The sequence below is a fragment of the Marinobacter pelagius genome (assembly GCF_003315345.1).
GTDB classification, from domain to species: domain Bacteria; phylum Pseudomonadota; class Gammaproteobacteria; order Pseudomonadales; family Oleiphilaceae; genus Marinobacter; species Marinobacter pelagius_A.
The window spans coordinates 21805-44577 of sequence record NZ_QNRO01000011.1 but is presented as its reverse complement, the minus strand read 5'-3'; the positions used below and the strand labels follow the sequence as shown (position 1 = coordinate 44577).

Annotated in this window: 23 protein-coding genes and 1 tRNA gene; 3 read left to right on the top strand and 21 right to left on the bottom strand. The window is 59.2% G+C overall.

The genetic code is table 11. The features are described from left to right. Positions 1-2: 2 nt before the first annotated feature. From der to trmJ, 13 genes are all read right to left on the bottom strand, one after another. The gene (gene der / locus DET50_RS10980; protein ID WP_113862899.1) at positions 3-1424 is read right to left on the bottom strand and encodes a ribosome biogenesis GTPase Der; all 1422 of its coding nucleotides are present in this window, start codon (positions 1422-1424) and stop codon (positions 3-5) included. A gap of 9 nt (positions 1425-1433) precedes the next feature. Continuing rightward, positions 1434-2606 (bottom strand): outer membrane protein assembly factor BamB, encoded by a 1173-nt coding sequence (gene bamB / locus DET50_RS10975; protein ID WP_113862898.1) that lies wholly within the window; start codon positions 2604-2606, stop codon positions 1434-1436. Next, positions 2606-3262, bottom strand: a complete 657-nt coding sequence (locus DET50_RS10970) for a YfgM family protein (protein ID WP_113862897.1) — start codon at positions 3260-3262, stop codon at positions 2606-2608. The genes bamB and DET50_RS10970 overlap by 1 nt, the downstream gene beginning before the upstream one ends. Before the next feature lie 41 nt (positions 3263-3303). After that, complete coding sequence (gene hisS, locus DET50_RS10965; RefSeq protein ID WP_113862896.1) at positions 3304-4584, bottom strand: histidine--tRNA ligase; 1281 nt, start codon at positions 4582-4584, stop codon at positions 3304-3306. A 49-nt stretch (positions 4585-4633) separates the two neighbouring features. After that, positions 4634-5752, bottom strand: a complete 1119-nt coding sequence (gene ispG / locus DET50_RS10960; protein ID WP_113862895.1) for a flavodoxin-dependent (E)-4-hydroxy-3-methylbut-2-enyl-diphosphate synthase — start codon at positions 5750-5752, stop codon at positions 4634-4636. A gap of 34 nt (positions 5753-5786) precedes the next feature. Continuing rightward, a complete protein-coding gene (locus DET50_RS10955; protein WP_113862894.1) occupies positions 5787-6782 on the bottom strand; it encodes a RodZ domain-containing protein in 996 nt (331 codons plus the stop codon). After that, positions 6772-7533, bottom strand: coding sequence for a type IV pilus biogenesis/stability protein PilW (pilW, locus tag DET50_RS10950; RefSeq protein WP_181799973.1), 762 nt, complete (start codon positions 7531-7533; stop codon positions 6772-6774). The genes DET50_RS10955 and pilW overlap by 11 nt, the downstream gene beginning before the upstream one ends. Positions 7534-7609: 76 nt before the next feature. Continuing rightward, positions 7610-8722 carry a dual-specificity RNA methyltransferase RlmN gene (gene rlmN / locus DET50_RS10945; RefSeq protein ID WP_113862893.1) on the bottom strand — a complete coding sequence of 371 codons (1113 nt, stop codon included), beginning with the start codon at positions 8720-8722 and terminating at the stop codon, positions 7610-7612. Positions 8723-8782: 60 nt separating this feature from the next. Continuing rightward, the gene (gene ndk, locus DET50_RS10940) at positions 8783-9211 is read right to left on the bottom strand and encodes a nucleoside-diphosphate kinase (protein WP_092002506.1); all 429 of its coding nucleotides are present in this window, start codon (positions 9209-9211) and stop codon (positions 8783-8785) included. A 69-nt stretch (positions 9212-9280) separates the two neighbouring features. Then, on the bottom strand, positions 9281-10429 hold the full coding sequence (locus DET50_RS10935) for an IscS subfamily cysteine desulfurase (RefSeq protein WP_113862892.1): 1149 nt from the start codon (positions 10427-10429) through the stop codon (positions 9281-9283). Positions 10430-10450: 21 nt separating this feature from the next. Continuing rightward, positions 10451-10948, bottom strand: coding sequence for a Fe-S cluster assembly transcriptional regulator IscR (gene iscR / locus DET50_RS10930; protein ID WP_113862891.1), 498 nt, complete (start codon positions 10946-10948; stop codon positions 10451-10453). A 77-nt stretch (positions 10949-11025) separates the two neighbouring features. Continuing rightward, entirely contained in the window at positions 11026-11799 is a 774-nt protein-coding gene (gene cysE / locus DET50_RS10925; RefSeq protein ID WP_113862890.1) for a serine O-acetyltransferase, read from the bottom strand. Then, entirely contained in the window at positions 11792-12658 is an 867-nt protein-coding gene (trmJ, locus tag DET50_RS10920; protein WP_113862889.1) for a tRNA (cytosine(32)/uridine(32)-2'-O)-methyltransferase TrmJ, read from the bottom strand. The genes cysE and trmJ overlap by 8 nt, the downstream gene beginning before the upstream one ends. 190 nt (positions 12659-12848) lie before the next feature. Here trmJ and DET50_RS10915 point away from each other — a divergent pair, with 190 nt between their 5' ends. Then, positions 12849-13649, top strand: coding sequence for an inositol monophosphatase family protein (locus tag DET50_RS10915; protein ID WP_113862888.1), 801 nt, complete (start codon positions 12849-12851; stop codon positions 13647-13649). Positions 13650-13723: 74 nt separating this feature from the next. On the opposite strand, the gene secF is transcribed toward DET50_RS10915, so the two are convergent. The 7 genes from secF to DET50_RS10880 form a co-directional block, all read right to left on the bottom strand. Beyond that, positions 13724-14677 carry a protein translocase subunit SecF gene (gene secF / locus DET50_RS10910; RefSeq protein WP_113862887.1) on the bottom strand — a complete coding sequence of 318 codons (954 nt, stop codon included), beginning with the start codon at positions 14675-14677 and terminating at the stop codon, positions 13724-13726. Then, on the bottom strand, positions 14670-16547 hold the full coding sequence (gene secD / locus DET50_RS10905) for a protein translocase subunit SecD (RefSeq protein ID WP_113862886.1): 1878 nt from the start codon (positions 16545-16547) through the stop codon (positions 14670-14672). Before secD ends, secF begins: the two co-directional genes overlap by 8 nt. Before the next feature lie 97 nt (positions 16548-16644). After that, on the bottom strand, positions 16645-17007 hold the full coding sequence (gene yajC / locus DET50_RS10900) for a preprotein translocase subunit YajC (RefSeq protein WP_092002558.1): 363 nt from the start codon (positions 17005-17007) through the stop codon (positions 16645-16647). A 29-nt stretch (positions 17008-17036) separates the two neighbouring features. Further along, on the bottom strand, positions 17037-18158 hold the full coding sequence (gene tgt / locus DET50_RS10895; protein WP_113862969.1) for a tRNA guanosine(34) transglycosylase Tgt: 1122 nt from the start codon (positions 18156-18158) through the stop codon (positions 17037-17039). Between the two features lie 14 nt (positions 18159-18172). After that, positions 18173-19276, bottom strand: coding sequence for a tRNA preQ1(34) S-adenosylmethionine ribosyltransferase-isomerase QueA (gene queA / locus DET50_RS10890; protein ID WP_113862885.1), 1104 nt, complete (start codon positions 19274-19276; stop codon positions 18173-18175). A 35-nt stretch (positions 19277-19311) separates the two neighbouring features. Further along, a tRNA-Leu gene (locus DET50_RS10885) sits at positions 19312-19398 on the bottom strand. Between the two features lie 50 nt (positions 19399-19448). After that, positions 19449-20012, bottom strand: coding sequence for a nitroreductase family protein (locus DET50_RS10880; RefSeq protein WP_113862884.1), 564 nt, complete (start codon positions 20010-20012; stop codon positions 19449-19451). A gap of 138 nt (positions 20013-20150) precedes the next feature. Between DET50_RS10880 and DET50_RS10875 the strand changes: the two genes are divergently transcribed. Together DET50_RS10875 and DET50_RS10870 are read left to right on the top strand one after the other, a co-directional pair. Next, complete coding sequence (locus DET50_RS10875) at positions 20151-20462, top strand: Mpo1-like protein (protein WP_113862883.1); 312 nt, start codon at positions 20151-20153, stop codon at positions 20460-20462. Then, positions 20463-21920 (top strand): adenylate/guanylate cyclase domain-containing protein, encoded by a 1458-nt coding sequence (locus DET50_RS10870; protein ID WP_113862882.1) that lies wholly within the window; start codon positions 20463-20465, stop codon positions 21918-21920. A 15-nt stretch (positions 21921-21935) separates the two neighbouring features. Here DET50_RS10870 and queF read toward each other — a convergent pair whose 3' ends face one another. Continuing rightward, a complete protein-coding gene (gene queF / locus DET50_RS10865) occupies positions 21936-22760 on the bottom strand; it encodes an NADPH-dependent 7-cyano-7-deazaguanine reductase QueF (RefSeq protein WP_113862881.1) in 825 nt (274 codons plus the stop codon). Positions 22761-22773 lie beyond the last annotated feature (13 nt).

The window sequence follows — 22773 nt, the reverse complement described above, 5'->3', positions numbered from 1 at the left end:
GGTTAACGCTTGAGGCTTTTCTGGCGGGTCTTGCGGATCCGGCGCCCCTTCTTGAGGTCGTTATCCTTCTTCACCTTCTGGCGCGGTGTCAGGCGGTCCACCTTGCCGGCAAACGGGTTGTCGCTGGAGCGGAACTCGAAGCGGATCGGGGAACCTGTCACATCCAGCACCTTCCGGAAGGTGTTCTCCAGGTAGCGTTTGTAGGCACCAGGCAGGGCCTCGGTCTGGTTACCATGCACCACGATCACCGGCGGATTGGATCCGCCCTGGTGCGCGTAGCGGAGCTTGATACGGCGCCCATGAACCATCGGCGGCTGATGCTGGGCTACCGCATCCTGCAGGATCGCCGTCAGACGGTTAGTCGGCCACTTGGCCATTGCCGACTCGTAGCAGGCTTCCACGGATTCGTACATCACCCCGACACCGGAACCGTGCAGTGCGGAGATGTAATGCTTGTCCGCATAATCCAGGAAGTCCAGGCGGCGCATCACCTGTTCCTTGACCCGGGCGCGATCGTCAGGATCCATGCCATCCCACTTGTTCACGGCAATCACCAGTGAACGGCCGGCGTCGAGGACGAAACCGATCAGATGCAGGTCCTGATCCACCAGCCCTTCTCGGGCGTCGATCACCAGGATCACGACATGGGCGTCATCAATGGCCTGAAGGGTCTTGATGATGGAAAACTTCTCCACCACTTCACGAACGTTCTTGCGGCGGCGCACACCGGCAGTATCGATCAGGGTGTACTGCTTGCCCTGACGCTCATAGGGAATGTAGACGCTGTCCCGCGTGGTTCCGGGCATGTCGTACACCACCACCCGGTCCTCACCGAGCATCCGGTTCACCAGGGTGGATTTACCCACGTTCGGGCGCCCCACCACACCGATCCGGATTCCGGGGTACTTGTCAGCCCGGTCTTCCTCTTCGGCATCTTCGGGGCGCGGCAGCAGTTCGTCCAGCATGGACCGGATACCCCGGTTATGGGACGCGGCAATCAGGTAAACGGACTCGAAGCCGAGACCATAAAAATCCGCGGCGGCGACATCCGGATCCTGGCCGTCCGTCTTGTTCACCACCAGGTGTGCCGGCTTACCGGTGCGGCGCAGGTGATCGGCAATCATCTCGTCCCCGGCGGTCAGGCCGGCACGGCCATCCACCAGGAACAGCACGATGTCCGCTTCCTCGACGGCCTGCATGGACTGGCGTGCCATTTCAGCATCAAGGCCGACCTCATCGCCGGTCAGGCCGCCGGTATCAATCACGATAAACCGCTGGCCTTCGTAATTGCCCTCGCCGTATTTCCGGTCACGGGTGAGCCCGGGGAAATCCGCCACGAGGGCGTCCCTGGAACGGGTCATCTGATTGAACAGGGTCGACTTGCCGACGTTCGGCCGGCCGACAAGGGCAATTACTGGGGTCATAATGGTGCGTTACTCTACTGGCCTGAGTTCGAAAGTTACCAGGCGGCCGCTGTTTCCAAAAACGAGCAGATTACCATTGCTCAGGCGTTGTGCCGGTACGCGGATACCCTCATCGTCGAATTCAAGCTGACCCTGGAGACTGCCGTCTTCCTGGGATAGAGCATGAAGGTAACCCTCATAGTCGCCCACCACCAGGTAATCTCCCGCCACCATCGGCTGGGTCAGCTGGCGCCAGGACAGTCGGTCCTGCACCCACAGTTCCCGGCGATCGGATCCCCGCAGGGCGACAATGTCCCCGTTCGATGAAGCAAGGTAAATGGCACCGTTGCCAATCATCGGTGAGTAAAGGCTGGATGCCTGCCTGCTCCAGATTTCCTGGCCGGTACGAATATCAAGCAGCGCCAGCTTGCCCTGGTACCCCACCACCATCAGTGCGGACTCCAGGACCAGCGGCTGGCCGCCAATATCCACCAGACGCTCCAGTTCTGTACGACCCTCGGGTTGGCCGACCTCATACTGCCAGAGGGGACGCCCGGAATCGCCAGACAGCGCAATCAACTTGCCATTGGCAAAGGAGGCAATAACGATATCGCCACCCACCAGCGGAGCCGCTGCGGCCCGCATGGAAAGCACGGGAACCTGGCCCTCATACTGCCAGAGCCTGGTACCGTCAGCAGCGTCAAACGCCAGCACACGGCCGTCGGTGGTCTGGGTGACCACTATGGATCCGTTCGATTGGGGCGCCGCCAGGACTTCCGTCGGCAGTGCTGCCCGCCATTTTTCCTCACCACCGTCCCGGGAGAGCGCGAGCAGGTCCGCTTCCCTGGTGACCAGGTACAACTGATTGGCATCGCCACCAATACCCGCGAAGATCCGGTCCTCAAGTTCCCGCTTCCAGAATACCTTGCCATTCTCGGGAGCCACCGCCACCAGCTCGCCATCTGCTGATGCCGCATAGATAGTATCACCGGCATTCAGCGGTGCCAGGTACAGAAAGTCACCGTCATGGCCGTCACCCACGGACATGCTCCAGATCTGCTTGAACTTCACTGTCGGATCAATCTCCGGAACCGGGGCTGGCTGTTCAAACGTGTCCGTGGTGCTGCATCCGGTGATCCCGGCCAACGCCAGGAGCCCTGCCAACAGAAACGGTTTCGGGATGCTCAAACGAAGCCCCGGCATCAGGCGTCCTCCCTGACACCCAGGTCAGACAGCTTCAGTTCAAGAATGCCGCTACGACCCTGGGAGCTCTGTTCGCGGGCTGCAAGGTAGGCTTCCTTGGCTGCTTCCCGGTCCCCCTGGGCCAGCAGGATGTCACCCTTCAATTCCGAAAGGATGGGCGCAAACGTTCCCGCATTGCTGACACTGTCGATTGTGGCCAGTGCCTCGTCATGCTGGCCGGCCGCGAACTGGGCGCGGGCCAGACGATTCTGCACCACCAGGGTCAGGGCGGCGTGGTCTTTGGCTTTTTCCAGTGCCCATTTGAGTGACTCGACGGCAGCTTCGGCATCGCCCTGCTCCATCATCTGCTGACGGGCAAGGATCAAGTTGCCATAGACCGCGTAAGCACTGTCTGTGTAGTCTTCCCGCAGCTTTTCCGCGACGAAGGCCACCGTCTTGCCCGAAGACTCGTCTTCCTGACTGCTGAAGGCATTCAACAGGTTGGCAAACTGGTTCGCCGCTTCGGTCCGCTGTTGCGCCTGATGGTTCTGCCAGGCCTGCCAGCCAAACACGATGGCCAGTGCGGCACCGATACCAATCAGCAGGGAGCTGCCGTTTCTCTTCCACCAATCCTTGATCGCCTGGACCTGTTCTTCTTCGGTGCGCAGTTCAGCCATGATGACTCCTGTTGGAAATTATTGCTTTTGTAACGTTGAATTCAGTTTGAAAGTACGTCGGCCAGGGCTTGTGCCAATTCCGCCTGTGGCACTTCCCTCTGCGACTCGTCAGAGCGCAGGGGTTTCAGGCCGGCGGTGCCACCGGCCACTTCGTTCTCGCCAAGAATCACGGCATAACGCGCCCCGCTCTTGTCCGCCTTCTTCATCTGGCTCTTGAAGCTACCGCCACCACAATGAGTGACGACCACGTAGTCGGGAAGCTCGTTGCGAAGCTGCTCCGCCAGTGCCAGCGCCGGAGCCACCGAAGCGTCTCCCATGGCGGTTACGTATACGTCGGCGTTACTGTTCACATGATCCGGAATCAGGTCCAGGGTCTCCAGCAACAGGATCAGGCGCTCGATGCCCATGGCAAAACCGACGGCAAATGTAGGCTTGCCGCCCAGCTGTTCCACCAGTCCGTCATAGCGACCACCGGCACAGACGGTGCCCTGGGCGCCAAGGCTGTCAGTGATCCACTCGAAAACGGTCTTGCCGTAATAATCGAGCCCCCTGACAAGAGCCGGGTTGACCGTGTATTCAATGCCGGCGGCATCCAGCAACTCACGCAGACGCTCGAAATGGGTCCGGGATTCCTCGTCCAGGTAATCATCCAGGCGCGGCGCATTCTCGAGAATCTTGCGGGTACCGGCATCCTTGCTGTCCAGGATGCGCAGGGGATTGGTTTCCAGCCGGCGCTGGCTGTCCGCATCCAGTTCCGACTTGTACTGGGCCAGGTAATCGACCAGCGCGGAGCGGTAGGTCTTCCGGGATTCGGAGGTGCCGATAGAATTGATTTCCAGCCGGGTATGACCAGAGAGCCCCAGCGCCTGCCACAGGCGGGCCGTGAGGATCAGCAATTCGGCATCAATATCCGGACCGCTCATGCCGAAGCATTCCACACCGATCTGGTGGAACTGGCGGTAACGGCCTTTCTGGGGCCGTTCGTGCCGGAACATCGGGCCGGTGTACCACAGGCGCCGGGTCTGGTTGAACAGCAGACCGTGCTCCTCCGCTGCGCGTACGCAACCGGCCGTACCCTCGGGACGCAGGGTCAAACTGTCGCCATTCCGGTCCTCGAAGGTATACATCTCTTTTTCGACAATGTCGGTGACTTCACCGATAGAGCGCTTGAACAGATCCGTCTGCTCTACGATCGGCATCCGGATTTCCTGGTAGCCATACTGCCGCAGAACTTTGCGCACGGTCGCTTCCACAAACTGCCATACCGGCGTCTGTTCCGGCAGGATATCGTTCATCCCGCGAATTGCCTGAATCTTAGCCAAGTGAAACCCTTAACTGTTTCTGATGGTTAACTGATGAACTGGTGCCCGATCAGTCCTCTGACCGGGCAATGATAGCCTCTTCCTGCTCTTTCCGGCGGGCCACTTCTTCCCGGATCAGGCGCTCCAAATCATCGGTGAGGGTCGCGTTATCCAGCTTCTGGTTCGGTTTGCCGCCCATGTAGAACAGATTCTTGGGGGTGCCGCCGGTCAGGCCGATGTCGGCTTCCTTGGCTTCCCCCGGACCGTTGACGATGCAGCCGATTATGGCCACGTCCAGGGAGGTGTTCACGTCCTCCAGCCGGGCCTCCAGATCATTCATGGTCTGGATTACATCAAAGTTCTGACGGGAGCAGCTCGGACAGGCAATGAAATTGATGCCGCGGCTGCGCAGGCGAAGGCTCTTGAGAATATCGAAACCAACCTTGATCTCCTGGACGGGGTCTGCCGCCAGGGACACGCGGATGGTGTCGCCGATACCATCCATCAGCAGCATACCCAGGCCGATGGACGACTTCACTGTGCCGGAACGGAAACCTCCGGCCTCGGTGATACCAAGGTGCAACGGCTGCTCGATCTGGCTCGCAATCTTCCGGTAGGCGTCCACCGTCATAAACACTTCGGAGGCCTTGAGACTGACCTTGAAGTCCTGGAAGTCATGGCGATCCAGGATGTCGATGTGGCGCATCGCGGACTCGACGAGCGCATCGGCGGTCGGCTCGCCGTACTTGCGCTGAAGGCTCTTTTCCAGGGAACCCGCATTGACGCCGATCCGGATCGGAATGTTCCGGTCCCTTGCGGCACTGATCACCGCGTTCACACGATCCTCGCGACCGATGTTGCCCGGATTGATGCGCAGGCAGTCCACACCCAACTCGGCAACGCGCAGCGCAATCTTGTAATCGAAGTGGATGTCGGACACCAGGGGAACCGACACCTGCTCCCGGATCTTGCCAAAAGCCTCAGCCGCATCCATAGAGGGCACCGAGACCCGGACAATATCGGCACCCGCCTCTTCCAGGGCCCGGATCTGGGCCACGGTGGCGTTCACATCGCAGGTGTTGGTGTTGGTCATGCTCTGTACCGCGATCGGTGCATCACCACCCACCGGTACATTGCCAACCATGATCTGGCGCGATTTACGTCTCTTGATCGGGGATTCGTGCTTCATGTCTGACGGACCAATAAAATATCGACTGTACCTGTCAGAGAGACAGGGTAAATTCGGTACGGTTGTTGGAAACCCGGAAATCGCCAAGGTCGACCGGCTCGTCCTGGAAACGGACGGACCCTACCGCGTCCACGGCTCCGATAACAACCCGGAGCGGCGCATCGCCTGACACATCTATTCTGTCTCCCTGACGTTGCAGGGATGCGACCAGGCGATTGCCGTCTGCATCACTCACCTGCACCCAGCAATCGGCAGTGAATGTCATCTGGAGCCTGGCTGTATCAGCAACCACCACCGGCTCCTCAGGATTCTCGACCAGGGTTTCCGGTTCCTCAACAACAGGAACCGGCTGTTCGACAGCCGGTTCTGGTGACGGTTCCTCAACCGCAATTTCCCCAGCCACGGGCTCAGGGGGCTCTGCCAAGACGGTATCTCCGGTGGCGATCTCGTTCTCCGGTGCCGAAAACTCCTCTGCAACCGAGGCAGGTTGGTCAGCACTCTCTGTTAGCTGGTCATCGGGCCCGGAAGGAGCATCAGCCTCTGTCAGGTCGGCATCTGACTGTGTCTCCGAGGTCTGTTCCGCCGGCTCTTCCACACTCGGCGCAAGGTCATCCTGCAGGACAAAGCGATAGGCAAGATAGCCCGCCAGAGCAACCGCCAGGATCCATACCAGAGTTTTTGCAATGCGCCGTTTCTGGCGCCGCCGCCGCTCGATATCCACCAGTGGGTTGGCTTCCTGCTGCTGCTCACGCTCGATTCGAAGCGGCTCCAGCTCGCGGTCAAGATCAGTAACTATGCTGTCAGGATCCAGTCCCACCTGGCTCGCGTAAGCCCGAACATAACCCTTGAGGAACAGCTCGCTGTCGATCCGGGTATGCTCACTGTTCTCGATCGCCTGAATGATTGCGGGCCGCAAGTGTTGTGCCCGGGCAATATCTTCGACACCAAGCCCCAGCTTTTCCCTGGCGCGTTTCAACTGGACGCCGACGGGATCGCTTACCACTGGTTGGGGATTTTCATCACTGGTCATTAGAAATCAGTACCTTATATTGTTGGTATTCAACTGACTCCGGGTATTCGTTCTTCAGCAACATCGCCAGGCTCGCCTCCTGGTCCCTGTCATTGAAATAGCGGGCAATACGAATGCCCGTGTACAGACTTTCCGCGGAATGCGTCATGCGCGGATTCCGGTCGATGGCTGTGGAAAGTCGACTGTAATAGCGTGAAGCGGCCTCGTACTCGCCCTGCTCCACCAGTACCCGCGACAGGGCCAGCAGCGGCCGGGCATCTCCCCGGGATAACTCGAGGGCACGACGGTAGGAGGTGATGGCATTATCCCGCTCGTTCAGGCGTTCCTGAGCCATACCGAGATTGAAGAACACCGACCCACGATCGGGGTACTCTGTATCCCGGGATGCCGCGCGGAACTGGTCGCGGGAATCCTCGAACCGGCCCTGGCTGTAAAGGAAGGCACCGTAATACACCCTTCCACGGGTGTACCCTTCGTCGGCGCTTATCGCTTTCCGGAAACTTTTCTCGGCCAGCTCGGCTTCGCCCTCGGAATTATAGACCAGCCCCATCGCCGCCAGCGCGGCCGGAGAATCGGAATCGAGCTCCAGCGCCCGATCCAGATGATGCCGGGCACGATCAAGGTTTCCCTGGCCAATGTAGGCAGTGGCCAGTGTCACATAATTTTCGAGGGCTTCCTGGCGGTCGGCTTCGCGGGCGAACGGGCTGTCAGTCGTGGTAACACATCCTGTAAGCGCCGTGGCCAATGCCATCAGTGCTACCAGGAAAAAACGTCGGATCACCGGTTTAATCACCACTGTTCTGCAGTCCTCGCATCTGGTTTCTGGATCAGGGGTTCACCTGCTGTACCGCTATGTACCGCTGGCTCCGGCGAGTACGATCCTCGACCCGCCCCACCAGCTGCCCGCAGGCTGCATCAATATCATCACCCCGGGTGGTCCGGATGGTGGCGATATACCCGGCCTCGTTCAAAACGGTCTGGAACCGACGGGTGGCGTTCATGCTCGGGCGCCGGAAATCGCTTTCCGGGAACGGATTGAAAGGAATCAGATTGATCTTGCAGGGCAGCCCCTTCAACAGGGCAGCCAGTTGCCGGGCGTGTTCCGGCTGGTCATTCATCCCCTCGATCACGGTGTACTCAATGGTTGCCTTGCGTTTGTCCGGCAGCCGACCGAGATACCGCCGCGTTGCCGCGAGCAACTCCGCTATCGGGTACTTTTTATTCAACGGTACCAACTGGTTACGCAACTCATCATTGGGGGCATGGAGCGAAATGGCCAGTGAAACATCGGTAACCTCGCCCAGGCGGTCCAGTGCCGGCACCACACCGGAGGTGCTCAGGGTCACCCGGCGTTTGGAGATACCGTAAGCCAGGTCCTCCATCATCAGGTTCATGGCATCAACGACGTTGTCGAAGTTGAGCAGCGGCTCACCCATGCCCATCATCACCACGTTGGTGATCGGCCGATCGGCGTTGGGATCGAACGGCATAAAGGCCTTGCGGGCCACCCACACCTGGCCGATGATCTCCGCGGCAGTCAGGTTCCGGTTGAACCCGCGCTTGCCGGTGGAACAGAAGGTGCAGTCCAGGCTGCAACCGATCTGGGAGGAAACGCACAGGGTGCCCCGCTCGCCATCAGGAATCAGCACGGTCTCGACACTGTTGCCGTTATCCATGCGCATGACCCACTTGCGGGTGCCATCCTTGGACGTTTCATCGTAGACCACCTCAGGCCCACGAACTTCGGCCACTGCCTTGAGCTTCTCCCGGAGCGCCTTGCTCATATTGGTCATTTGGTCGAAGTCATCCACGCCGCGCTGGTGGATCCACTGCAGCACCTGCTGCGCACGGAAGCGCTTCTCGCCAAGGGTCTCGAAGAAAGCCTCGAGCTTGGCCTTCGGCATCCCCAGCAGATTGGTTTTTTCAGCAGCAGCTGTCATTTCATAACCTCGATCAAATAACCAATTCGGGGCAGCCACTGGCTGCCCCTTACAACTCGATCAGCCGCGCGGGCAGATCTCGTTGTCATTGAAGAAATAGGCGATTTCGCGCTCGGCAGAAGCCGCGGAATCAGAGCCGTGAACGGCGTTTGCATCGATGGAAGATGCGAAATCGGCGCGGATGGTGCCAGCTTCGGCTTCCTTCGGGTTGGTGGCGCCCATCAGGTCACGGTTCTTCAGGATGGCGCCTTCGCCTTCCAGTACCTGAACCACAACCGGACCGGAAGTCATGAACGCTACCAGGTCGTTGAAGAACGGACGCTCTTTGTGCTCAGCGTAAAAGCCTTCAGCCTGCTCCTGAGTCAGGTGCATCATCTTGGCGGCAACAATCTGCAGGCCAGCCTTCTCGAAACGGCTGTAGATTTCGCCGATTACGTTCTTGGCGACTGCATCGGGTTTGATGATAGAGAGCGTGCGCTCGTTTGCCATGGTAAATCTCCAGTATGGTTCGGGTTAAAAATTCTGGCCTGCGATTATACGCAGTCCGGGGGCGACTGCCTACCGCACTGAGCGCAGGCGGCTAACGACATCAACGATTTGCGAACTGGCAAAGGCCACTTCCTCCTCGGTAGTGAAACGCCCCATGGAAAAACGCAGTGCCCGGTGTGCCTCTTCATCGCTCAGGCCGATGCCTCGCAACACAAACGAGGGCTCGATGGTTGCCGAAGAACAGGCGGATCCGGAGGAAACCGCCAGGTCGCGCAGGCCGAGCATCAGCGACTCCGCCTCCACGCCGTCAAACGAAAGATTGACCAGACCGGGAACACGATGGGACACGCTGCCGTTCACGGTTACCCCTTCCAGACCCTCCAGGCCTTTCAGGAAAGCGCTACGCAGGGATTCGAGCCGTGCCATCTCCGCCTCAAGCCCTTCCGCGGCCATCGCAAAGGCTTTGCCCATGCCCACGATCTGGTGGGTCGGAAGCGTGCCGGAACGCATTCCCCGTTCGTGGCCTCCGCCGTGCATCTGAGCCTCGATCCGCACATCCGGGGACCGGCGCACATACAACGCGCCGATGCCCTTGGGGCCGTAGACCTTGTGCCCGGACAGGGACAACAGATCCACCGGAGTCTGGTTCAGGTCGATCGGCATCTTGCCGGCAGCCTGGGCGGCGTCCACATGGAACAGCACACCCCGCTCACGCAGTTCAGTGCCAATCGCAAGGATATCGGTAATGCAGCCCAGCTCGTTATTCACCATCATCAGGCTGACCAGAACCGTGTTGTCACGCAGCGCCTCGACGACCCGCTCCGGCGGAATCCGCCCATCCGGATCAGGGTCGAGCCAGGTCACTTCCACGCCCCGACCTTCGAGCCATTTGCAGGTATCGATCACTGCCTTGTGTTCGATCTTCGAGGTGATGACATGAACATCCCTGCGATCGCCCACCGCACCCTTGATCGCCAGGTTGTCGGATTCGGTCGCACCGGAGGTCCAGACAATCTCCCGGGGATCGGCGGAAATCAGGTCGGCAACCTGCCGGCGGGCAGCTTCAACGGCTGCCTCGGCCTGCCAGCCATAGGCATGGGACCGGGATGCGGGATTCCCAAACACACCGTCAAGCGTGAGGTATTTTGCCATTTCGTCGGCAACGGTGGGATCAACGGGCGTCGTGGCCGCGTAATCCAGATATACGGGCTTTTTCATGATATGTAAGAAAGTTCTGTATCAGGCCGGCGCCTGGTCGGTCAGACGGTCGGTGTTGATGGTTTCAGAATCCTTGCCGTCCTGGCGGCGATTCTGACGATCCGCAACCTGACGGATTTCACGTTTCTTCATCAGATCCCCGAGACTGATTTCGCTGAGAAACTGATGAATCTGATCACTCAGATCAGACCAGAGATGGTGGGTAAGGCACTTCTCCCCGTTCTGGCAGTCACCCTTATTGCCACAGCGCGTGGTATCAAGGGACTCACTGACCGCATCCACCACCTCGGCGATGTAGACGCGATCCGCATCACGGCTCAGGCGATAACCGCCACCGGGGCCACGGATGCTGACAACCAGTTTCTGCCGGCGCAGACGGGAGAACAGCTGTTCCAGGTAGGATAGCGAGATTTCCTGCCGGGACGATATATCCGCCAGACTGACTGGTCCCTGATCCCCGTGAAGGGCCAGGTCCAACATCGCCGTAACAGCATAGCGGCCTTTGGTGGTCAGTTTCATGGCATCAGCCCCGCGACGGGAATGAATCTCGATTCACAGATGCGAGTATGAATTGACCAAGTAATTCAGTCAAGTATTCAACCCCGCGTATCCGTGTCATCCCGGACACAGTCAAAGTCCTCTTCATCCAACGGCGGCAACTCGCCATTCTGGTATTCACTGTTCACTTTCCGGATGGCCTTGCACATGTTCTCGATGCGGTCATCGACCGCGTGCATGTGATCAAGCAGAGAACGCATGGCTCGCGCCACCGGGTCCGGCATCTCCTCGGTGACCCCGTAGGCATCGAAGCCCATGCGCTCTTCCATCTCCTTGCGGCGGACATCGTCTTCGGACTTGCGCTTGACGATCACCCGCCCCGGTATGCCAACCACCGTGGCGCCTTCAGGCACAGCCTTGGTTACGACCGAGTTGGAACCAATTTTGGCCCCCGCTCCCACTTCGAATGGCCCGAGGATCTTGGCACCCGCACCAACGACAACTCCATCTCCAATGGTCGGATGGCGCTTGCCCTTGTTCCAGCTGGTGCCCCCGAGGGTAACGCCCTGGTAGAGCGTCACATCATCACCGATAACGGTGGTCTCACCGATGACCACACCCATGCCGTGGTCTATAAAGAACCGTCGACCGATGGTTGCTCCCGGATGGATCTCGATGCCGGTGAACCAGCGGGCAAGGGTCGACACCGTTCGCGCGAGCCATTTCAGCCCCAGCTTCCAGAGCCAGTGGGCAAACCTGTGAAACAGCAAAGCATGGAGGCCCGGGTAATTGGTGAGAACCTCGAACGTGTTCCGAGCCGCCGGATCCCGGTGAAAAACACTATTAATGTCTTCCCGCAATTGTTCAAACATGGCCTTCTTCCTGTCCCGTCGCCGATGACTCGCCATCGGTGGATTGGCGTTGATTTGGTGCCTTGCCGGCAGCCTTCTGGGCCGCCGTCAGGATGCCACGGAGAATGTTGACTTCCATCTGATCAAGTCTGGCCCGCTGAAAAAGCCTCCGCAAGCGGGTCATCAGCTGGCGCGGATTTTCACGGCGGTGAAACTCCACATCCACAAGCATCTGTTCCAGATGTTCGAAGAATCCTTCCACATCCCTGACCGAAGCCGGAGACACATCCCAACCGGCATCGCCCGGTGCCGACATGGGCTTGAGGTATGGGCTGCCCTCGCCACCTTCAAGGTTACGAAGGTAAAGCATCCGCAATTCGTAACACATCACCTGCACCGCCATGGCCAGATTGAGAGAGCTGTATTCGGGATTGGACGGGATGTGGATATGGTGGTGGCAATGCTGAAGCTCGTCATTGCTCAGACCGTTGCTTTCGCGTCCGAACACCAGCGCAACACTGCCACCGGCAGAGGCCTCCGATGCGGTTTTGGCCGCTTCGGGCGGCGGCATCACCGGCCAGGGCACCTTGCGGCCACGGGCGCTGGTGCCCATCACCAGCACGCAATCGTCAATGGCCTCTTCCAGGCTGCCGACTACCTGCGCGCGGTCGAGCACATCCGAGGCACCTGCGGCGCGGGCATAGGAGGCTTCATCAGGAAAGGACTTCGGGTTGACCAGCCAAAGGTTCCCCAGCCCCATGTTCTTCATGGCCCGGGCAACCGCGCCAATATTTCCCGAGTGGGAAGTCTCCACCAGAACAATGCGGATCCGGTCGTTGTAGGTGTCCGTGCCTTCCAGGGGGAGCGCGGGTTTGTGCATGGTCAAAAGCCTGTTTCTGTCTGCAGAGTGAACCAAGCGCGACATGATAGCAGAACAGCCCCCCTTCCACCTCTCCGGAAATCCCGTAACCTGCCGCCATCCGTGCTATTCCGGAGTCAAAAAACATACAAGGAGGGTGATCTTTTGCTATCATACTCGGCCTCCACACACCTGGATAATGAACACTCAGATGCAACCAGCAATCAAAATGGCCCTGCGCGTTGCGCGTCAGGGGTCCGACTACCTGAAAGCCCATTTCGAGCGCCAGGAACCCAATGGTAAGGACGAGAGCGAACGCCGCCGCCAGCTGGATCGGGTTGAGCAGTCCATTTATGACAATTTCAAGGAGCAGCTCGAGAAGTCCTACAAGGACCACACGATTGCTCCGCTGAACGAGGCGAGCGCCGGCACCAGCGAGAAGAGCTGGCACATCTTCCCGGTGCTGGGTCGCGAAAACTTCCTCCGTGGCATCCCGGATTTCGTCCTGGCCCTGTCGCAGAAGCGGAACAATCGCACCGAGAACCTGCTGATTGTGAACCCGATTACAGGCGAGGAATATTCCGCGTCCCGGGGTCATGGTGCCGCCCTGAACAGCCGTCGGGTACGTACATCGGAAATCAAGCAGATCGACAAGGCCGCGGTTGCCACCAACCTGCTGGACCAGGCGCGCAAGAGCGAAAACTCCCAGCTTTGGGGTGAGATGGCCGCGATCGTTGCGCACGATTCAGCCATGTTCCGCAGTTCCGGCTGCGTGGTACTGGACATCGCCCGGGTTGCCTCCGGCAGCCTGGACGCCGCCATCATCTTCCGCCCGGAAGCCGCCGATATGGACCTGGGCGTGACCCTCGCCATGGAATCCGGCGCACTGACCGGCGACTTCTCCGGCAACCCTGCTACCGGCAACGCCCGACAGCTGGTCGTGGCCAACCCCAAGCTGTTCCGTGAAGTACTGAAAACCCTTCACCCTTTCCGGGGTCGCCTGCCGCGCTGATCAGCAGTTCCGGCAAGCCATAAAAAAACCGCCAACTCCTCGGAGTGGCGGTTTTTTTGTGCCCGACGGGCGGCTTACATCCTGTTGAGCCATTCAGGCGGCTCTTCATCCTCTTCCTGCCCGGCCGCACCCTCTTTGACCGGGAGCATCATGTCCTCACGGGACACGCCCAGCGCGATCAACAGGTTAGCAGAGACATAAATGGAGGAATAGGTACCCACCAGCACACCGATAATCAGCGCCAGGGCGAAGTTGTTGATCGCCTCACCGCCAAACAGGTAGAGCGCGAGCAGCACCACAAGCGTGGTCCCGGAGGTGTTGATGGTCCGGCTGATGGTCTGGTGAATCGAGGTATTGATGATGTCCCAGGCACCCCCGACTCGCATCTTGCGGAAATTCTCCCGGATGCGGTCCGCAACAACGATGGTATCGTTCAGGGAGTAACCGATCACGGCCAGCAAGGCGGCAAGAACGGTCAGATCGAAGGTCCACTGGAACAGGGCAAACACACCCAGAACTATGATCACATCATGGGCCAGCGGGATCACCGAGGCGATACCAAACTTGAACTGGAAGCGCATACCTACATAGATGAGTACGACCGCCAGAGCCAGCAACAGACCCAGACCGCTGTCTTCTTTGAGCTGCTCACCCACCTGGGAGCCGATGAACTCGGAGCTGATCAGCTCGAACTGCGTACCACCCTTCTGAAGGGCACCAGCGACCTCGACGGCAAGCTCATCATTACCTGCTTCGGCCAGACGGATCAGGATCGTGGTGTCAGAACCGAAATTCTGGACCACGAAATTATCGAAGCCGGCCTCATCAAGCTGGCCACGGATGTTGTCCAGGGACGGCGCCTCTGCATATTCAAACTCGACGGAGGTACCCCCGGTAAAGTCCATACCCAGATTCAGGCCACGAACCGCCAGCAAGGCAATCGAGGCAATGATCAGCGCGATGGAGAGGATGGAAGCAGCCTTCCGGAACCCCATAAAATCAAACGGTTTCTTCTCCAGCTCAGACATTTGCCAGCTTCCCTCCAATCGACAGCTTTTCGATCTTCCGACCGCCATACACAAGATTCACGATGCTGCGACTGACCATCAGCCCGGAGAACATCGAGGTGAGGATACCGATGCACAGGGTGACGGCGAAGCCTTTGACCGGGCCGGAGCCCATGGCGAACAGAATCACCGCCACCAGCAGTGTGGTGATGTTGGCATCAAAGATCGAGACGAACGCCCGCGAATAGCCGGCATTAATGGCCAGCTGCGGCGCCACCCCGGCCTTCAGCTCCTCACGTATTCGCTCGAAGATCAGCACGTTCGCATCCACCGCCATACCAACGGTCAACACGATGCCGGCAATGCCCGGGAGGGTGAGTGTTGCCGACAGAATGGACATGCAGGCAATCAGCATCATCAGGTTGAGCGTCAGCGAGATGTTGGCAATCACCCCGAAACCACGGTAATACACCATCATGTAAATCAGCACCAGAGCGAAGCCCAGCGCCACTGACATCATGCCCGCGTCGATATTCTTCTGCCCGAGGCTCGGCCCGATGGTCCGTTCCTGCACAAAGTACATCGGAGCTGCCAGGGCACCGGCACGCAGCAACAGAGCCAGTTCCGACGCTTCCGGAATGGAATCGAGGCCGGTAATCCGGAAACTGCTGCCAAGAGCCGACTGGACGGTTGCCAGGCTGATAATCCCCTTCTCCACGACCCGCTTCTCGACCATGGTGGGCTCACCGTCCACCATCTGGCTTTCGGTCTCGGTGCGGTATTCGATGAACAGCACGGCCATCCGGCGCCCAATGGCGTTGCGGGTAGCACGGTTCATCAGATCACCGCCGACGGAGTCCATGGTGATATTGACCTGGGGCTGACCATTCTCGTCGAACGCCTGCTGGGCATTGGCCACGTTGTTACCGGTTGTGATCACATCACGCTCAAGCCGGGCGGTACGCTGGGGATTGTCCCGGAAACTGTACTGCTCTGTTTCGCTCGCCGGTGCATCGGGGCGTGCCTCAAGCCGGAATTCCAGATTGGCCGTGGCACCGAGTACCCGCTTGGCCTGCGCGGTATCCTGCACACCAGGCAATTCAACAATGATGCGATCGGTGCCCTGGCGCTGGACCAGCGGCTCAGCCACGCCCAGCTCGTTCACCCGGTTACGGATGGTAGTCAGGTTCTGCTCGAGGGCGTACTCCTGGATCGACTTCACTTCCGCTTCGGAAAGGGACAGCACCAACTGGAACTCGTCACCCTGCATCTGCTCGTCCATCAGGAACTGATTGTACTGGCTGCGAACCAGATCAAAGGCCTCGGCACGAGATTCCTCGTCGCGAAAGCTCAATACAATCTGCCGGTCACCGGCATCGACATCGCCGCCACGGTAACGAACCCGCTCTTCACGCAATTCCCGCTTGATCTGACTGGACAGGGCTTCCAGCCGCTGCTGCAGCGCAGTATCCATATCCACTTCAAGCAGGAAGTGCACACCACCGCGCAAATCCAGACCCAGTTTCATGGGTCCGGCACCAACGGCTTTCAGCCAGTCCGGCGTGGACGCGGCCATGTTCAAAGCCACCAGGTATTCGTTGCCCAGCGCCTGCTGGACGGTCGGGCGGGCCTTGAGCTGGTCATCGGAACTGGTCAGGCGGATCAGGGCATCACGCTCTTGCAGAGAGCTGCTTTTCACCGTAATGCCTTCGGATTCCAGCGCCTGAACCGCACGTTCCAGCACACGTTCATTGACTTCGGTGCTGCTGCGGGCGCCAGTGATCTGGATGGCGTAATCATCGGGGAAAAGGTTGGGCAGAGCGTAGATAAACCCGATCACGAGCGCGACCAGGATAACCAGGTTTTTCCAGAGCGGGTACTTGTTCAGCATGGGTTCCCTTAATAGCCGGCCCGGGGGCCGGCCTTGGTTGTCAGCCAGAAAGAATCAGACAGGCAGGTTCCTGGGAAGGCAGATAGCCTCACCTGGATCAGATATCCTTTAGGGTACCTTTCGGCAGGGCTGCAGCAACGGCAACCTTCTGAACCTTGATTTCGACGTTATCGGCAACCTCAATCACGATGAAGTCGTCAGTCACCTTGGTGATCTTGCCGGCAACGCCACCGGAGGTCACAACCTCATCACCCTTGTTCAGACCGGACATCAGCGCCTTGTGCTCTTTGGCACGCTTGGACTGGGGGCGCCAGATCAGGAAGTAGAAAATCAGGATAAAGCCGGCGAAGAAGATCACCTGCCCCATCACACCCATGCCCTGGGCTGCAGGATCCTGGGCCATAGCCAGTGCCGGCATCAAGGCCATCAGTCCAGCAACAAGAAACTTCATTGATTTCATTTATTATCTCCGTTGGTTTGGCAATTCGTTCAGGCACCTGCCAGCGGCGGTACCGATTCGCCGCGAAGGGCGTAGAAGTCGCTAACAAAGTCCGACAATGTACCTGCTTCAATGGCCCCACGCAATCCGGCCATCAGGTTCTGGTAGAACCGCAGGTTATGGATCGTATTGAGCTGGGCGCCAAGCATTTCTCCACATTTATCCAGATGATGCAGATAACTTCTCGAAAAATTCTGGCAGGTGTAACAGTCGCAACGCTCGTCCAGAGGACTGGTGTCATGGCGATGACGGGCGTTGCGGATCTTGATGATGCCGGTGGATGTGAACAGGTAGCCATTTCGGGCATTTCGGGTAGGCATCACACAGTCGAACATATCCACTCCCCGGCGTACCGCCTCGACGATGTCCTCCGGACGGCCAACGCCCATCAGATAGCGCGGCTTGTCTTCGGGCATTTTCGGAGGCAGGTGATCCAGAATCCGGATCATATCTTCCTTGGGCTCCCCGACAGACAGGCCGCCGATGGCGTAGCCGTCAAACCCGATCTCCGTGAGTCCAGCCAGTGACTGGTCCCGCAGCCCTTCGTACATACCACCCTGGACAATACCGAACAACGCGGCCGGATTGCCTTCGTGGGCATTCTTGCTGCGTTCCGCCCAGCGCAGGGACAGCTCCATGGATTCCCGGGCCTGCTTCTCGGTGGCCGGATAAGGCGTGCATTCGTCGAAGATCATGACGATATCGGACCCCAGATCACGTTGTACCCGGATCGCGATTTCCGGTGACAGCTCCACTTTCGAGCCGTCCACAGGCGACCGGAAAGTCACGCCCTCTTCCGTAATCTTGCGCATCTCGCCCAGGCTGAACACCTGGAAACCGCCGGAATCGGTCAGGATCGGGCCCTGCCACTGGGTAAAATCATGCAGATCACCGTGGGCCTTCACCACTTCGGTACCGGGGCGAAGCATCAGGTGAAAGGTGTTGCCAAGAATGATCTGGGCACCGATTTCGTGGATGTCCCGGGGCAGCATGCCCTTGACGGTGCCATAGGTACCGACGGGCATGAATGCCGGCGTCTCGACCACGCCCCGGGGAAACGTCAGCCGGCCGCGCCGCGCACGACCGTCTTCGGTGATTTTCTCGAAGGACATGAAGCAGGAATTGGTCACGATGATTCTCCGGACTCGTCGGATTCGGTAGTGGCAGCACTGGCCGATGCGCCCAGGAGCATGCCGCGGCTCGGCTCCTGGCTGGTAATGAACATGGCATCACCATAACTGAAGAAACGGTAGCGCTCGGCAACCGCTTCCCGGTAAGCCGCCATCACATTGTCGTAACCGGCAAAGGCACTGACCAACATGATCAGGGTCGATTCCGGCAGATGGAAATTGGTGATCAGGGCGTCCACGGTCTGGAAGCGGTAACCCGGATGGATAAAGATGTCCGTCTCACCCCGGAACGGCCGCACACGGCCACCCCGGCTCGCGGACTCCAGAGAACGCACAGATGTGGTACCCACTGCGATGACACGCCCGCCGCGGGCACGAGTCCGCTCGATCGCTTCGACGGTTTGCTCCGGCACGTGCGCAACCTCACTGTGCATCACGTGGTCCTCGATTCGTTCGACGCGCACCGGCTGGAAAGTTCCGGCACCCACGTGCAGTGTCACAAAGGTGGTTTCGACACCTTTCGCCCGGAGCTGCTCCAGCATCGCCTCGTCAAAGTGCAACCCTGCCGTCGGGGCTGCCACCGCACCGGCTTCCCGGGCATAAACCGTCTGGTAACGCTCTCGGTCAGAGGATTCGTCGGGGCGGTCCACATAAGGCGGCAGAGGCATGTGGCCAATACGCTCGAGCAGTTCGAGAACAGGCTCAGCGGTGTCGGCCATCAGCCGGAACAGCGCATCCTCGCGCTCGACCATGCGCAGCACACTGCCATCTTCCAGGATCACCTTCTGATCGGCTTTAAGAGCTTTGGAGGCACGGACATGGGCGAGGATTTCGTATTCACCGGTTACCCGCTCGACCAGTACTTCCACCTGGCCGCCGGTTTCTTTCTTGCCGAACAGGCGTGCAGGAATCACCCGGGTGTCATTAAACACCAGCAGGTCGCCTTCGTGGACCAGCTCCTGCAGGTCCGTGAACCGGAGATGATCCACCTTGCCGGTCAGACCGTCCAGATGCAGCAGACGGGAGGCGCTGCGTTCCTTGAGCGGATACCGGGCAATCAACTCGTCCGGGAGATCAAAATAAAAGTCGGAGACGTTCATGGGATGGACTGGTTACGACACTGCAGGAAAGATGATGGTAGCGGCGGGCGGACTCGAACCGCCACGGGTTTTACCCCAACGGATTTTGAATCCGTCGTGTCTACCAATTTCACCACGCCGCCATCGGAGAGTGTGGGGGATTATACTGACGTTATTTTCGAAAGCAATAACATTACCGGCGTTCCGGCGGCCAGTCCGAGACAAATTCCGCAACCTCCGGCCGGGGTACCTTTGGCTTCTCCGTAGCGACTGTGCCGGCATACAGAAAGCCGATGATGGATTCCTGCTCCGACAGCCCCAATCCTTCCCGGACTGCCGGGTGGTAGGCCATCGTGCCAGTACGCCACATCACACCGAACCCGGCCTCCTGCAGCGCCAGTTCCAGAAAACTCATGCCGGCGCCGGCTGACAACAATTGCTCGATCTCCGGAACCTTGGGGTGCTCGCTCGGGGAAGCAATGCCGACAATGATCATCGGCGCCCGCTGCGGTGCGCGGCGCAGCTTCTCGATCTCCTGCTCGTCCGCATTATTGGGGCAGGTAGAGGCAAACAGCTCCCCCAACTGCTCCAACCCCTGCCCTTCGACCACCAGGTAACGCCAGGGCCGCAACAGGGCGTGGTCCGGGGCCCGTGCGGCGCAGCCAAAGGCACGCTCCAGGGTTTTCCGGTCCGGGGCAGGCGCGGTGAGGCGCGGTTGGGAACTGCGATTGAGAAGGAACTCGGTTACTGACGTCATATCGACTCGCTGTCAGGAAAAATGTGTTCAAAAAGCTCTGTTTGGAAGCCCACACGCGAATTGTGGCTTATACGTAATACTGGTAACCTTCAACTCTGGTTGGCCCATGTTAACAACTATAAATGAAGTGGCAGCACCATGAATGACCAGAACGAATTTCGCAACTTTTCAGAATTCTATCCTTACTACCTGGAAGAGCACAGTGATGTAACCTGTCGGCGCCTGCATTTTGTCGGCAGCCTGCTGGTACTGGTCGTGGCAATCTGGGCGATCACCTCGGGCAAACTGTTGTGGTTACTGGCACTTCCGGTTATCGGATATGGCTTTGCCTGGGTGGGCCACTTCAAGTTCGAGAAGAATCGCCCGGCTACCTTCAAATATCCACTATACAGTCTGATGGGAGACTGGGTGATGTTCCGAGACATGCTGATTGGCAGGATCCGTTTCTAGATGATGAGCGCCCCTGTGGACTTGCGAAACGCAAGCAACAGCGCCGGAAACGCGCTGTCCCACGAGCAGGGCAGCAGTTCAACGGCCGTGCCTCCGATGCCGGATTACAGCGGGCGCATCCTTGCCTACACAGTTACCGCCGTCATCATCGTCATCGGCGTCCTTCAGAGTGCATTCGAACAATGGCTGCTGTGGCTGGTTGCCGGCGCCCTGCTCTGGCCCCACATTGCCCACATCCTTACCCGCAGAACCTTCCTGAACCGTTCTCCACGCATCCGACAGAAAATGCTGCTGGTCGATTGCGTGTTCGGGGGCACCTTCATCGGCTTCACCGGTCTGGTCGCCGTTCCCGCGGTTTCAGTGGCCCTGATGATGATGTTCAGTTGCCTGATCATCGGCGGCATCCGCCAATGGCTGATGGGCACCACCCTCATGGCATCCGCGATTGCCGCCGGCGTCGCCTTCGCCGGGCCGGCCGAGTCCTTCCAGTCGCCATTGCTGACCAGTATCAGCGCCATACTGGCCACCGGCATCTATATCTGCGTCACCGCCTTCTATTCGCACCAGCAGGCGCGCGCCCTGATGCTGGCCAAGACTCAGATCCAGAATCAACGGGAGCAATCCATCGCCCTTTCCCACAAGCTGTCCAAGTACCTGTCACCCCAGGTCTGGCAGTCGATCTTTACCGGCGAAAGAGATGTCCGGCTGGAAACCCAGCGCAAGAAACTGGCGGTCTTCTTTTCAGACATCAAGGGCTTCACCGAGCTGTCCGAGGAAATGGAACCGGAGGCCCTCACTGAACTGCTGAACCACTATTTCAATGGCATGTCCGAGGTGGCCCTGAAGTATGGCGGCACCATCGACAAGTTCGTGGGTGATTCCATCATGGTGTTTTTCGGGGACCCCACCAGCCGGGGTCAGAAGGAAGATGCCTTTGCCTGCGTGTCCATGGCCATCGAAATGCGCAAACACATGAAGATCATGCGCCAGAAGTGGCGCAGCCAGGGTATCAAGACGCCCCTGCAGATCCGCATGGGCATCAGCACCGGTTACACCACCGTGGGCAACTTCGGCGCTGAGAACCGGATGGACTACACCATCATCGGCAAGGAAGTGAACCTGGCCAGCCGGCTAGAATCCCTGGCCGAGCCCGGTGAGATCCTGGTTTCCTATGAAACCTTCTCACTGATCAAGGACCGGATCATGTGCCGTGACAAGGGCGAGATTACGGTCAAGGGCTTTACCAAGCCGGTGCCGATTTACGAGGTGGTGGACTTCCGCCGTGACATGGGCCCGAATCGCAGCTTCCTGGAGCACGAACACAGTGGCTTCGCCATGTACCTGGACTCCGACAAGATCACCGAGAAGGAGCGCAAGGCGATCCTGGAAGCCCTCGAAGATGCCGCCGACCGCCTGCGCTCGGAAGAAGAACTGCCCGATTCCGGCAAGCTCGGCTGAATCGGGCCACTCCAATTACTGCCGGATCAGCCTCGGGCCTGCATTCCCCTCTGCCTGCGTGCTTCGCCAGGGATTGATGTCCAGCCCGCCACGGCGGGTGTAGCGCGCGCACACCGCCAGTTCCGTCGGCTGGCACTGCTTCATCAGATCGGTGAACACCGTCTCCACACAATGCTCGTGGAAATCCTGCTTGTTCCGAAAGCTGACGATGTAACGCAGCAATGCCGAGCGGTCGACCTTCGGCCCCGTGTAACTGATCAGCAGCGTGCCCCAATCCGGCTGCCCGGTCACCGGGCAGTTACTCTTGAGCAGGTGTGAACACAATTGCTCGGTCACCACCTCTGCGCCCTGTTCAACCGCCAGCGATTCCGGCGCGTACTGGTACACCACGTCGGCTACCGGCTCATCATCGATCAGCTGGTAACCCTCGGGGCGGCCGGTTGCTTCCCCGCTCTCATCGACACTGTGCAGGTTCACCCGGACCGCGGCGCCACAGGCGCTGGAGAGATCGCTGACGACCGTCTCCACGAGTTGCTCCGGCGTGGAGAAAACATGCTGGTTCAGCGAATTGAAATACAGCTTCAGGGACTTGGATTCGATGATGGAGGGCGATGCCGCCGGCACGAAGATCTCTGCCCAGGCGACGGCAGGCACACCACCAGGCCGAAGCCAGGACACTTCCCAGGCCTGCCAGAGATCCTCACCGAACCAGGGCCAGCGACCGTCCTCAAGCCCGATCCGGCGGCGATTTTCATCCCGCGCCACCGGGAACAGCAGGTTCGGGTCGTAAGAATCCGGGTATTCGCTGGATTTGCCCAGCGGCGCGTTATGCAAAGCCATATTTGTTCCTGAA